This window comes from Actinomadura sp. 7K534, assembly GCF_004348575.1.
Taxonomy (GTDB): Bacteria; Actinomycetota; Actinomycetes; order Streptosporangiales; family Streptosporangiaceae; genus Spirillospora; species Spirillospora livida.
In genome coordinates this window covers 1-11,586 of sequence record NZ_SMKB01000221.1, presented here as the reverse complement: position 1 = coordinate 11,586, position 11,586 = coordinate 1, and the positions used below count along the sequence as shown (strand labels likewise).

General features: G+C 72.4%; 13 protein-coding genes and 2 tRNA genes. 8 read left to right on the top strand and 7 right to left on the bottom strand.

Translation table 11 applies throughout. The annotated features are described in order from the left end of the window. Positions 1–61: 61 nt before the first annotated feature. Positions 62–1,081: a Ppx/GppA family phosphatase gene (locus E1266_RS29895; RefSeq protein WP_243719048.1), complete on the top strand. Its 1,020-nt coding sequence runs from the start codon at positions 62–64 to the stop codon at positions 1,079–1,081. A gap of 41 nt (positions 1,082–1,122) precedes the next feature. Here E1266_RS29895 and E1266_RS29890 read toward each other — a convergent pair whose 3' ends face one another. Continuing rightward, entirely contained in the window at positions 1,123–1,575 is a 453-nt protein-coding gene (locus tag E1266_RS29890) for a YbhB/YbcL family Raf kinase inhibitor-like protein (protein ID WP_132052699.1), read from the bottom strand. 120 nt (positions 1,576–1,695) lie between these two features. Here E1266_RS29890 and ctaD point away from each other — a divergent pair, with 120 nt between their 5' ends. Then, entirely contained in the window at positions 1,696–3,381 is a 1,686-nt protein-coding gene (ctaD, locus tag E1266_RS29885) for a cytochrome c oxidase subunit I (protein WP_132052697.1), read from the top strand. A gap of 4 nt (positions 3,382–3,385) precedes the next feature. On the opposite strand, the gene E1266_RS29880 is transcribed toward ctaD, so the two are convergent. The 4 genes from E1266_RS29880 to E1266_RS29870 all read right to left on the bottom strand — a co-directional run bounded on the left by E1266_RS29880 (position 3,386) and on the right by E1266_RS29870 (position 7,708). Further along, positions 3,386–5,029 (bottom strand): ubiquinol-cytochrome c reductase cytochrome b subunit, encoded by a 1,644-nt coding sequence (locus E1266_RS29880; protein WP_132052695.1) that lies wholly within the window; start codon positions 5,027–5,029, stop codon positions 3,386–3,388. An 85-nt stretch (positions 5,030–5,114) separates the two neighbouring features. Beyond that, a complete protein-coding gene (locus E1266_RS29875) occupies positions 5,115–6,209 on the bottom strand; it encodes a PrsW family intramembrane metalloprotease (protein WP_165966262.1) in 1,095 nt (364 codons plus the stop codon). Then, a complete protein-coding gene (locus tag E1266_RS38330) occupies positions 6,200–6,769 on the bottom strand; it encodes a hypothetical protein (protein WP_165966261.1) in 570 nt (189 codons plus the stop codon). Before E1266_RS38330 ends, E1266_RS29875 begins: the two co-directional genes overlap by 10 nt. 81 nt (positions 6,770–6,850) lie before the next feature. Continuing rightward, positions 6,851–7,708, bottom strand: coding sequence for a pentapeptide repeat-containing protein (locus E1266_RS29870; protein ID WP_132052691.1), 858 nt, complete (start codon positions 7,706–7,708; stop codon positions 6,851–6,853). Positions 7,709–7,747: 39 nt separating this feature from the next. Here E1266_RS29870 and E1266_RS29865 point away from each other — a divergent pair, with 39 nt between their 5' ends. From E1266_RS29865 to E1266_RS29855, 4 genes are all read left to right on the top strand, one after another. Continuing rightward, a complete protein-coding gene (locus E1266_RS29865; RefSeq protein ID WP_132052689.1) occupies positions 7,748–8,542 on the top strand; it encodes a putative protein N(5)-glutamine methyltransferase in 795 nt (264 codons plus the stop codon). Between the two features lie 53 nt (positions 8,543–8,595). Beyond that, entirely contained in the window at positions 8,596–8,730 is a 135-nt protein-coding gene (locus E1266_RS39960; protein WP_279436362.1) for an LPFR motif small protein, read from the top strand. A gap of 120 nt (positions 8,731–8,850) precedes the next feature. After that, positions 8,851–8,922 (top strand) — tRNA-Gly (locus E1266_RS29860). A gap of 87 nt (positions 8,923–9,009) precedes the next feature. Continuing rightward, positions 9,010–9,084, top strand: a tRNA-Val gene (locus E1266_RS29855). Positions 9,085–9,142: 58 nt separating this feature from the next. Here the strand turns inward: E1266_RS29855 and E1266_RS39955 are convergent. Continuing rightward, complete coding sequence (locus E1266_RS39955; RefSeq protein WP_279436361.1) at positions 9,143–9,406, bottom strand: hypothetical protein; 264 nt, start codon at positions 9,404–9,406, stop codon at positions 9,143–9,145. A gap of 34 nt (positions 9,407–9,440) precedes the next feature. Then, complete coding sequence (kdgD, locus tag E1266_RS29840) at positions 9,441–10,355, bottom strand: 5-dehydro-4-deoxyglucarate dehydratase (RefSeq protein WP_132052687.1); 915 nt, start codon at positions 10,353–10,355, stop codon at positions 9,441–9,443. Positions 10,356–10,429: 74 nt separating this feature from the next. Here kdgD and E1266_RS29835 point away from each other — a divergent pair, with 74 nt between their 5' ends. Further along, positions 10,430–11,326, top strand: a complete 897-nt coding sequence (locus E1266_RS29835; protein ID WP_132052685.1) for a LysR substrate-binding domain-containing protein — start codon at positions 10,430–10,432, stop codon at positions 11,324–11,326. 117 nt (positions 11,327–11,443) lie between these two features. Next, positions 11,444–11,586 (top strand): acyl-CoA dehydrogenase family protein (locus tag E1266_RS29830; protein WP_165966260.1); only part of this gene is annotated, 143 nt, incomplete at its 3' end.

The following is an 11,586-nucleotide window of genomic DNA, read 5'->3' as shown; positions in this document are numbered from 1 at the left end:
CCCCGCCGCAGGTCGGCCCGCCACGCCGAGTGAGTACGTCAAGACGGGGTAAAGCACGCCCATGAAAGACGCCCCCCTGCGCCTCGGCGTATTGGACATCGGTTCGAACTCGGCCCATCTGCGGATCGCCGACCTGGCCCCCGGGCTCCCGCCCACCGGCGTCCGGTCGGTGAAGACCGCGGTCCGCCTCGCGGAGGCCACCGACCGGCACGGCGTCATCCACCGCCCCGCGGTCGGCCGGCTGATCGGCGCGGTGCGCGAGTCGGTCGCCTCCGCCGCGGCCCTCGGCGTCGGCGAGCTGATCCCGTTCGCGACGTCCGCGCTGCGCGACGCGGCCAACCGCGACGACGTCGTCGGCGAGGTCCGCGCCGCCACCGGCGTCCGCCTCGGCTTCCTCACCGGCGAGCAGGAGGCGCGGCTGACCTTCCTCGCGGCCCGCCGCTGGCGCGGCTGGTCGGCGGGCCCGCTGCTGCTCGCCGACATCGGCGGCGGCTCCATGGAGCTCGCCGTCGGCGCCGGAGAGCACCCGGACATCGCGCTGTCGCTGCCCCTCGGCGCGGGTCGGCTCACCCGGCACCACCTGCCGCCGAGCCCGCCGGTGCCGAAGAGCACCCGCAGGGCGCTGAGCGCGCACGTCCGGTCCGTCCTGAATGAGGCGACGCTGGGGATCGCGCAGCTGCCGCCGCCCGCCACCGCCGTGGCCACGTCCAAGACGTTCGCCCAGCTCGCCCGGCTCTGCGGGGCCCCGAAGGCGAAGGCGGGCCCCTACCGGGAGCGGCACCTCGACCGGGGCGAGCTGCGCCGCTGGATCCCGCGGCTGGCGAGGCTGTCCGACGCGGAGCGGACCGCGCTGCCGGGCATCAAGGCGTCGCGGGCCCGGCAGATCCTCGCGGGGGCGATCGTGGCCGAGGGCGTGATGGACGTCCTCCGGCTCGACCGGCTCGCCATCTGCCCGTGGGCGCTGCGCGAGGGCCTGTTCCTGCACCGGCTGGACGCGCTGGTCGAAGGCCGCGATCCGGAGGACCTCCCGGAGCACAGCCCGGTCGTCCTCCGGGACGTGCACCTGCGCGCCGTCCCCTGACCGGGCCGTCCCCTGACCGCGGCGGGCCCGGCGCCGGAGGGTCAGCGGACGTAGGTGCCGACGAGGGTGGCGGTCGCGATGACCTTGTCCTTCAGGGCCGCGCGCATGTCGTCCATCGAGAAGCCGGAGGTCAGGCCGGACGGCCACTGCAGCGCGTACAGGGTGAAGACGTAGCGGTGCGGCGGGTCCCCGGCGGGCGGCTGAGGGCCGCCGTAGCCGAGGTCGCCGAAGCCGTTGCGGCCCCGGGCGATCTGCGGGCGCTCCTCCCCGGCCGCCAGCCGCTCGCGGTCGGGTGAGATCCCGGCCAGCATCCAGTGGACGAACGTGCCGCCGGGCGCGTCGGGGTCCTCGCACGACAGGGCGAGCTCGCGGCACGCGGCGGGCACCCCGGACCACCTCAGCTCGGGGGAGATGTCTCCCGACTCGTGCGAGTGCGTCACGGGGATGAGGCCGTCGGCGGCGAACACGGGGCTGCTCAACGTCATCTGCTCCATGCCGCCGTCCTGCCCGGGAACACCGCCCGCGATTCCCGCCCGTGCCGCCGCCCGCGGCGTTTGAAGCGGGGCGTCCTTGGTATGTGGGCGCCGACGGGCACGCACAGGGGGGCAGGCTGGATGACGGCCGTGCAGGGGAGGGACGACACCAGCGTCGCCGACGCGCTCGCGCTCCACCGCCGGGGCACGAGGATCGGGAACATCCTGGCGACGACGGACCACAAGGTCGTCGGCCACCTGTACCTCGCCACCTCGTTCACGCTCTTCCTCGTCGCCGGGCTGATGGCCATGGTGATCCGGGCCGAGCTGCTGGAACCCGGGCTGCAGCTGGTGGACAACCAGCAGTACAACCAGATGTTCACCATCCACGGCACGGTCATGCTGCTGCTGTTCGCGACCCCGCTGTTCGCCGGGTTCGCCAACGTGATCGTGCCGCTGCAGCTCGGCGCCCCGGACGTGGCGTTCCCGCGGCTCAACACGCTCAGCTACTGGCTGTTCCTGTTCGGCGCGCTGCTGGTCCTGGCGGGCTTCGTCGTGCCGGGCGGCGCGGCGGCCTTCGGCTGGTTCTCCTACGCCCCGCTCTCGTCGTCGGACTACTCGCCGGGCCACGGCGGCGACCTGTGGGTGATGGGGCTCGTGCTGTCCGGCTTCGGGACGATCTTCACCGCGGTCAACCTGATCACGACGATCATCGGCATGCGCGCCCCCGGGATGGTGATGTTCCGGCTGCCGATCTTCACCTGGAACGTCCTGCTGACCAGCGTGATGGTGCTGCTGGCGTTCCCCGTCCTCGCCGCCGCGCTGCTGGCGCTGATGGCCGACCGCAAGCTCGGCGCGCACGTCTACGACCCCTCGCACGGCGGCGAGCTGATCTGGCAGCACCTGTTCTGGTTCTTCGGCCATCCCGAGGTCTACATCATCGCGCTGCCGTTCTTCGGGATCATCACCGAGATCATCCCGGTGTTCGCCCGCAAGCCCCTGTTCGGCTACCTCGGCATGGTGGCGGCGACCATCGCGATCACCGGGCTGTCGATGACGGTCTGGGCGCACCACATGTTCGCCACCGGCCGGGTCCTGCTGCCGTTCTTCTCGCTGACCTCCTTCATGATCGCCGTCCCGACCGGCATCAAGTTCTTCAACTGGGTCGGCACGATGTGGCGGGGCGAGCTGACGTTCGAGGCCCCGATGCTGTTCGCCCTGGGGTTCCTCGCCACGTTCCTGTTCGGCGGCCTGACCGGGGTGATCCTCGCGTCCCCGCCCATGGACTTCCACCTCACCGACTCCTACTTCGTCGTCGGCCACTTCCACTACGTCGTCTTCGGCACCGTCGTGTTCGCGATGTTCGGCGGCTTCTACTTCTGGTGGCCGAAGCTGACCGGGAAGATGCTGGACGAGACCTGGGGGAAGATCCACTTCTGGTCGCTGTTCGTCGGGTTCCACACGACGTTCCTCGTCCACCACTGGCTCGGCGCCGAGGGCATGCCCCGCCGGTACGCCGACTACCCCGAGCGGTTCACCGCGCTGAACGCCGTCTCGTCGGTCGGGTCGTTCGTCCTCGGCGCGTCGACGTTCGCGTTCCTGTGGAACGTCTGGCGGACGCACCGGCGCGGCGCGCCCGTGGAGAAGGACGACCCGTGGGGGGCCGGCGGCTCGCTGGAGTGGGCCACGTCCAGCCCTCCGCCCCGGCACAACTTCACGACGATGCCGCGGATCCGTTCCTTCCGCCCCGCGTTCGACCTGCATCACCCGGCCCTGGAACCGCCTCAGCGGGCGGAGCCGTCCCTTCCGCCACCCGCCGGGGACTGAGGGGTCAGCGGCCGTCGTCCTCCTGCCGCGGGGCCCCGTCGCGCGGGTCGCGGCTCAGGTCGCCCTGGCCGCCGCCGTACGACTCGGCCTGGTAGTTCATGTAGAAGCGGTTGGCGCGCGTCCGCACTTGGGTGCGGGCGCGGTCCGGCGTCGGCAGCGGGACGAGGTGGTTCGGGTAGGGCGCGACGAGCTCGGCCGGCCGCCGGGTCCGCAGCAGCGCCGCCTCCTCGTCCGACGGCTGCTCGTGCCGCTCGCGGAACCCGCCCTCCGGGGTCAGCGAGATCAGGCCGCTCTCCACGCCCTCGCGGCGATCCCGCAGGTCCCGGCGCTGCAGGCTGAGGCAGATCCGCCGGGTGACGACGAACGCCAGGACCGGCGCGGCGACGAAGCCCGCGCGGAAGAACCAGGTCGTCCAGAACAGCGGGATGCCGAAGATGTAGGCGATGACGTCGTTGCCGCCGGCCGCCCACAGGTTGCCGTACCAGGCGACGGCGGCCGCGCCGATCGCGGTCCTCGTCGCGGCGTTGCGCGGCCGGTCGAGCAGGTGGTGGAGGCGTTCGTCCCCCGTGGCCCAGCGCTCGGCGAACGGGTACATCGCGATCAGCGTGAAGAACACCCCCGGCAGGACGACGGCGGGCACGAGCACGTTCCACGGGATCGTGTGCCCGAACAGGTTCGTCTCCAGCGGCGGCATGGTGCGCAGCGAGCCTTCGAGGAACCCGACGTACCAGTCGGGCTGCGAGCCGGTCGAGATCTGGTCCGGCTCGTACGGGCCGTACAGCCATACCGGGTTGACCTGCGCGAACGCGCCCAGGCCGGCCAGCACGCCGAACGTGAAGAGGAAGTAGGCGGTGCTCTGCGCGGCGAAGTGCGGAAAAGTCGGCTCACCGGACACCGTCCGCTCCCGCCTGCCCTTGCCCGGCCAGATCGTGTGGGTCTGGTGCCAGAGGATCATCAGGTGCGCGGTGATGAGCGCGATCAGCAGCCCGGGGACGAGCAGGATGTGCACGGTGAACAGCCGCGGGAGGAAGTCCTCGCTGGCCGGGAACTGCCCCCCGAAGACCCACATGGCCAGGTAGGTGCCGGCGACCGGGATGGACAGCACGACGCCCTCCATGATCCGCAGCCCGGTGCCGGACAGCAGGTCGTCGGGCAGCGAGTAGCCGGCGAACCCCTCGGCCAGGGCCAGCACGAACAGCGTGACGCCGATCAGCCAGTTGATCTCGCGGGGCTTGCGGAACGCCCCGGTGAAGAAGATGCGCAGCAGGTGGATGGTGATCGCGGCCAGGAAGACGATCGCGCCCCAGTGGTGGATCTGCCGCATCAGCAGGCCGCCCCGCACGTCGAACGAGATGTGCAGCGTGGACGCGTACGCCTCGCTCATCGAGAGGCCCCGCAGCGACGCGTAGGAGCCCTCGTAGACGACGGGCATACCGCTCGGCTTGAAGAACATCGTCAGGAAGATCCCGGTGATCACCAGGATGATGAACGAGTACAGCGCGATCTCACCCAGCAGGAACGACCAGTGCGCGGGGAACGCCTTGCGGAGGTTCTGGTGGAGGAAGCGGGTCGTCCCGAGCCTGTCGTTGACGCCGTGGACGAGCCTCGCCGGAAGCTCGACCCTCGCCCTTCCCTTCCGTCCCGCCATCGTGCGTCTCCCCTGGCCAACCCCTGATCTCCGCTGGGCGGTACCCCCGGCCACCTGCGGCAAACGACGCCGCCGGCCGCCCCCGTCAGGCCACCCGGGGCCGTCCCTCGGAGGCGTTGAGGAGCCGGCGGAGGTCCCGGACGTCGTCCCGCAGCCGCTCGGCGGCCCCGGGATCGCGCTCCAGCCCGCCGAGCCCGTCCTCGATCAGTTCCAGCTCGGCGGCCCGGAGCCGCGCGAGCAGCCGCCGCGGCTCCCCGGCCGGCACCTCCCACCGTTCCTTCTCGCGCCACTTGCGGTAGGCGAGGACGTGCCCCTCGCCCGGCACGAGGACGCCCCGGACGGTCTCCGCGTGCGTCGTGCGCCGGAAATGCGACAGGTAGCGGCGCCGGGAGAGCCGGTACGCGACGACGGCCGCGAGCAGGATCGGGGCGCCCTTCACCGGCAGCAGCAGCAAGCCGTACAGCATGGGGGAGTCCCACCAGGAGTGCAGCGCCATCGCCAGGACGAACGCGCCCCCGGCGACCGCGGCGCTGACCCGGGACGGCCTGCCGAGCAGGCACCCGAGACCCGCGCCGCCCACCGCCGTCATCGCCCAGTGGCTGCACCACGCGCCGCCGACCACCCGGCTGCCGAACGAGAACAGCGCCGCGTTCACGTCCTGCGTCGCGCCCGTCAGCACGATGGTGTTGAGCACGTACAGGAAGTTCTCCGACACCTGGAAGCCCAGCCCGGCCAGCGCGCCGTAGCCCCACCCGTCCAGCGGCCCGCGGACCGCGGACGGCGCCATCAGCGCCAGCGTGACGACGCCGAGCAGCTTCAGGATCTCCTCGTCGACCGGCGCGGCGATGGACGCGCCCCACGCCGCGTTGAACACCGGCCCGGCCGTCTTCCCGATCACCGCCTGGAACGCGGCGTTCGCGGGCAGCGCCAGCCCGAACGCCGCGAGCCCGCCCCACGACACCGCGATCAGCGCGTAGCCGATCGGAAGTGACCGGACCGGGTGCAGCCGCCGCAGCGCCCAGAACCCCGCGGCCAGCGTCGGCACCAGCAGCACCAGCCCGGCGACCGAGCCCACCGGGAACGCCCGCACCACCGCGTCCAGCCCCCGCCACGCGATCCAGGCTCCGATCAGGCACGCCGCCGCCCACAGCCAGAACGCGGGGCGGCGCGTCACGGCCACGGCGACCTGATCCGCACGGTCCGCATCATCGCCTCGATCTCCGGGGCCAGCCGCACGTAGGCGTGCGGAGGGCCCGCGGCCGTCATCGTGGCGCCGAGCGTGGCCGTCGCGAACACCGCGGCCGTGCCCGTCCGGTCCCGTCCGGTGATGCTCCCGGTGAGGCCGGTCAGGCCGTCCGCGGTCATGAGCGGGGCGGGGCCCGCGCCGAGCCGCGTCTGCCCGCCGGCCTCGACGATCCGGCCGAGGCCGTCCCACAGCCGCCGCGCGTCCAGCCTGCCGAGCGGGACCACCACGTTCAGGTTGACCGTGACGTCGCCGCTGAGGAGCTTGATGTTGCTGGTCAGCGTGGTGTCCGCCGGGCTGAGCAGCCAGTCCCCGGTCGGGACGACGAACGTCACCGGGCGCATCCCGTCGCGCGGCGTGCCCGCGGACAGGACCGTCCCGGGCCCCATCGGCCTGCCGCCGCTCCCCAGCGCCGCGTTCACCAGGGCCAGCCCGCCGCAGAGGATCAGCAGGACCAGCGCCACGACGCCCGTACCCCACCATCTCACCCGCGTCATGCAGCCCCCCGATGACGTGCGCTGCGAAAATGCCCCGTGGCCGCGGCACTAAACAAGATCAGCGGCCGCCCGGGGCGCGGGTCACCAGTGCGCGGGCCTGCCCAGCGCGGCCGGTACGCGCGTGCGGGAGTCGCCCCGCGCGGAGTCGAGCTGGGCGCGGGTGAGGAAGACGGCCCCGGTGAGGTCGGCTCCGCGCAGGTCGGCGTCCCGCAGGTCCGCCCCGATCAGGTCCGCCGCCCGCAGGTCGGCGCGCCGCAGGTCGGCCGCGATCAGGTACGCGCCCCGGAGGTCGGCGCCGCGCAGGTCGGCGCCCGTCAGCTTCGCGCCGATGAGGTCGGCTCCCCGCATGCTCTTCGGGCGGCCCGGGACGCCGGACCGGACGAGCTCGCTGACCCGCAGCAGCAGGACGTTCACCCTTTCCCGCACCGCCGCGACGTCCAGGTCCACGAGTTCGGCCGGGCCCGCCCCGGTGAGTCGGACGACGTCGTCCAGCGCCCGCCGGACCTCGCCGCGGACGGGCTCGGCGGGCGGCAGGGCCAGCGCCTCGTCCAGGTAGCGCAGCAGCTCGTGCAGCTGCCGCATGACCGGGAAGACCTGGAACATCTGGCGCGCGACCTCCGGTGCCCGCCGCCAGTCCCGCCCGCCGAAGGTGCCCTGCGACACCTTCTGCCCGGCCCCGAAGCAGTCGAAGACGGTGCAGCCCTGGAACCCCTTCTCGCGGAGGTTCGCATGGATGCCGCAGCGAAAGTCGGCGAGGAGGTTCCGGCACGGCTCGCCCGCGTCCTTGTCCACCGCGAAATCGGCCGACTCGGCGAAGGGCAGCGCCACGCAGCACAGCCCGAAGCAGTTCGCGCAATCGGCCTTCAGGTCGAGCCTCTCCGGCAAGTCCTCCCCTTCCTCTCCCGTTCCCCGGCCCCATTCTCGCGCCGGGCCGCCCATGCTCCGGACCGGCCGGCCGGGATACAGTTGCCGACGCCCATGTCAGTACCTCCCACCGGACCTCCCACCGAGTCGGCCGTCGCCGCCACGCTGCGCGCCGCAGGGTGCGTGTTCGCCGAGGACGAGGCGCGGCTGATCCTCGCCACGGCCCGCACCCCGGACGACGCGTCCGCGATGGTGGAGCGGCGCGCCGCCGGGCTGCCCCTCGAACACGTCCTCGGCTGGGCGGAGTTCTGCGGCCTGCGCATCGCCGTGGACCCCGGTGTGTTCGTCCCGCGCCGCCGCACCGAGTTCCTCGTCCGGGAGGCCAAGGCGCTGGCCCCGCCCCGGCCGGTGGTCGTCGATTTGTGCTGCGGCTCGGGCGCGCTGGGGGTCGCGCTCGTCGCGGGGCTGGACGAGTTCGCGCTGCACTCGGCCGACATCGAACCCGCCGCGGTGCGCTGCGCCCGCCGCAATGTCGCGCCGTTCGGCGGGCAGGTGTACGAGGGCGACCTCTTCGGCCCCCTCCCGGACGCGCTGCGCGGACGCGTCGACATCCTGCTCGTCAACGTGCCCTACGTGCCGACCGGCGACCTCCGCCTGATGCCCGCGGAGGCGCGCGACCACGAGCCGCGCATCGCCCTGGACGGCGGCGCGGACGGCCTCGACGTCCTGCGCCGCGTCACCGCCGAGGCGTCGCAGTGGCTCGTCCCGGGCGGCCACCTGCTCTTCGAGACGAGCGAGCGGCAGGCCCCCGCCGCGGTCGCCGCCGCCGAGCGCGGCGGCCTGACCGCCGCCGTGTCGGTCTCCGCCGAGTTCCACGTCACAGTGGTCATTGCGGCAAAGCCTGTGTAAAACGTCATGTGCGGGTATAGGGCGGCACAGGACGACTCGAAGGAGTGAATCCAATGCGCCGCATCAGCGGAGCGCTCAGCGCAATCCTCGGCACGATCGTCAGCATCATCACCCTGCCGCTCAGGGTCATCCAGCGGCTGCTGACCCCCGGACGTGGCCGGACGCGTTCGCGCCGCCGGGCCGTCTGACGCGCAATACCCCCCTCCGCACCGGGGCCCGTGAATCGCGGGCCCCGGTGCGGGCCCGGGTAAAACCGATTGCGCCTCGGCGGTAACTGCCACACCATATGAGTAACGAAAGCGTGTTATGTCGCACAAGCCGAAATGGTGAGGCACCTGGCTTCCAACCAGGGGTATCGAGTTCGATTCTCGAGTGCGGCTCTGGACTGGACCGGCGGGAGTAACGACCCCCGGCCGGTCCTCCCATGCCCAGGCGGGCGGACGCCACCGCCCGCCGGAGGGCACCATTGACCGGTAGCTCAGTTTCGGGAGAGCGGCTGCCTTACAAGCAGCGGGTCGCAGGTTCGAGTCCTGTCCGGTCAACCCTTTCCGCCGACGGCGATCCGTTCCGTCGTCCAGACGCGGGCACGCTCGCTGAGCGTTATTCCGAGGCCGGGCCGGGAGGGGATGTGCATGCGGCCGCCCGGGTCGCCATTCGTTCGTTGAACAGCGGGTCGAGCCAGTCGAAATGCTCCACCCACGGCTCGCTCGCATAAGCCGCGTCCTCGCCGATGAGCGCGGGCGCGATCTCGGCGGCTTGGGCGAACTGCCCGGGTCCGCCCGCCCGCTTGGAGTAGCCGAACCCGACGCCCTCGTGGCCGTCCTCCGTGCCGATCTCGGCGAACAGGAGGACGACCTCGGTCATCGGCCGCTGCCGCCCTTGGTGTCGCTGACCGGGGTCATTTCGCCTTCTGCACGAGTTGTGCCAGTGCGTCGAACTCGTCCTCGGTCAGGTCGGTCAGCGGCGGCCGCACGGGCCCCGCCGGGCGGCCGACGGCCCGCATCCCCGCCTTGACGATGCTGACGGCGTAGCCGGCGCGGCGGTTGCGGATCTCGCAGTAGGGCAGGACGAACTCCTCCAGGCGGCGCCGCACCTCGTCCCGGTCGTGCGCGCGGACGGCCCGGTAGAACCCGAGCGCGAAGTCCGGCACGAAGTTGAAGATGGCCGAGGAGTACGTCGTCACCCCCATCTCCAGGTAGGGCTGCGCGAACGTCTCGGCGGTCGGCAGCCCGCCGATGTAGACGAGGCGCTCGCCGAGCCGGGCCCTGATGCGCGTCATCAGCTCCAGGTTCCCGACGCCGTCCTTGAACCCGACGAGGTTCGGGCAGGCGTCGGCGATCTCGGCGACGGTCGTGTCCTGGTAGACGGCGTTCGCCCTGCTGTAGATCGTCACGCCGAGGCGGGTCGCGGCGCACACGGCCCGCACGTGGGCGGCCAGCCCCTCCTGCGACGCCTCGGTCAGGTAGGGCGGGAAGAGCAGGATGCCGTCCGCGCCCGCGCGTTCGGCGTCGCGCGCCATCTCGGCCGCCGTCGCCGTGCCGTACCCGGCGGGCGCGATGACGGGGACGCCGTCCGGCGCGTCCCGCACGGCCGCGCGGACGACCCGCCGGACCTCGTCGGCCGTGAGGGAGAAGAACTCGCCCGTCCCCCCCGCCGCGAACAGGCCGCTGAGGCCCGCGCGGCCCAGCCCGGCGATGTTCTCGCGGTAGGCGGGCTCGTCGAAGGACAGGTCGTCGCGGAAGTGGGTGACGGGGAACGACAGGAGCCCGGAGCCGAGCCGGCGGGCGATCTCGTCGGGCGCGGTCTGCTTCATGGCCCGAGGTTAGGATGGCCGATTGATCCAGGTCCAACACGAAATAGGCATTCACTGATACCCGTAGGGAATCGATGTTCACGCTCAACCAGCTCGCGAACTTCGTGGCCGTCGCCGAGGAACTGCACTTCGGCCGGGCCGCCGAGCGGCTGCGGATGACGCAGCCGCCGCTGAGCCGGCAGATCCAGCTGCTGGAGAACGACCTGAAGGTGCGGCTGTTCGACCGGACGAACCGTTCGGTGCGCCTCACCCCGGCCGGGCGCGCGTTCCTGGTCGAGGCCCGCCGGCTGCTGCACCAGGCCGACCACGCCGCGATGTCGGTCCGGCAGGTGTCGGCGGGGGAGGCGGGGAGCATCACGATCGGGTTCACCGCCGCCAGCGCGTACGCGACGCTCGGCCGGCTGCTGGAGGTCGCGCGGACGGAGCTGCCCGGCGTCGGGATCGTCCTGCGGGAGATGGTGACCAGGGACCAGGTCGAAGCCCTGGCGGAGGGCTCCCTCGACCTCGGCCTGGTCCGCCCTCCCGTCACGGACCCGGACCTTGCGGAGCGCAGCGCCGACCGCGAGCCGCTGCTGGCCGCGATCCCCAACGACCACCCCCTCGCGGCGGGGGACGGTCCGATTCGGCCGGCCGACCTCGACGGGCAGCCGTTCATCATGTACTCGCCGGTCGAGGCGCGCTACTTCTACGAGCTGCTGATCAGCCTGTTCCGGCAGGCGGGCGTCACCCCGGTGTACGCGCAGTACCTCAGCCAGGTCCACAGCGTGCTGGCCCTGGTCAACGGCGGCTGGGGCCTCGCGCTGGTGCCCGCCGCCGCGGCCCGGCTGCGCTACGCGGGCCTCACGTTCCGGCCCGTGGACGTCGCCGGGCCGGATCCCGTCGAGCTGAGCCTCACCTGGCGGCGCGGCAACGACAACCCGGCGCTGGCCAGGCTCCTGGACCACTTGGGGGACGGTGCCGGCCACGTGTGACGCGCATCGCCCGGCCTCGCCTTGACCTCGTGCCGCACTCTCGCTTACTTTGGCGTCCAAATATTGGTCGTCAAACTAAATGGCCGCGGACGCGGCCCGGGGCACCGCGGAGGAACGATGAGCGACTTTCCCACGTACGCGCCGTCGGAGGAGCATGAGCTGCTGCGGCGGACGGTGCGTGAGCTGGCCGATGCCAAGATCGCTCCTTTCGCGGCGGAGGTGGACGAGGAGTCGCGGTTCCCGCGGGAGGCGCTGGACGC

Coding starts and splice junctions, on each gene's coding strand:
- E1266_RS29895 (WP_243719048.1), top strand. CDS start 62: ATGAAAGACGCCCCCCTGCGCCTCGGCGTATTGGACATCGGTTCGAAC.
- E1266_RS29890 (WP_132052699.1), bottom strand. CDS start 1,575: ATGGAGCAGATGACGTTGAGCAGCCCCGTGTTCGCCGCCGACGGCCTC.
- ctaD (WP_132052697.1), top strand. CDS start 1,696: ATGACGGCCGTGCAGGGGAGGGACGACACCAGCGTCGCCGACGCGCTC.
- E1266_RS29880 (WP_132052695.1), bottom strand. CDS start 5,029: ATGGCGGGACGGAAGGGAAGGGCGAGGGTCGAGCTTCCGGCGAGGCTC.
- E1266_RS38330 (WP_165966261.1), bottom strand. CDS start 6,769: ATGACGCGGGTGAGATGGTGGGGTACGGGCGTCGTGGCGCTGGTCCTG.
- E1266_RS29870 (WP_132052691.1), bottom strand. CDS start 7,708: ATGGGCGGCCCGGCGCGAGAATGGGGCCGGGGAACGGGAGAGGAAGGG.
- E1266_RS29865 (WP_132052689.1), top strand. CDS start 7,748: ATGTCAGTACCTCCCACCGGACCTCCCACCGAGTCGGCCGTCGCCGCC.
- E1266_RS39960 (WP_279436362.1), top strand. CDS start 8,596: ATGCGCCGCATCAGCGGAGCGCTCAGCGCAATCCTCGGCACGATCGTC.
- E1266_RS39955 (WP_279436361.1), bottom strand. CDS start 9,406: ATGACCGAGGTCGTCCTCCTGTTCGCCGAGATCGGCACGGAGGACGGC.
- kdgD (WP_132052687.1), bottom strand. CDS start 10,355: ATGAAGCAGACCGCGCCCGACGAGATCGCCCGCCGGCTCGGCTCCGGG.
- E1266_RS29835 (WP_132052685.1), top strand. CDS start 10,430: ATGTTCACGCTCAACCAGCTCGCGAACTTCGTGGCCGTCGCCGAGGAA.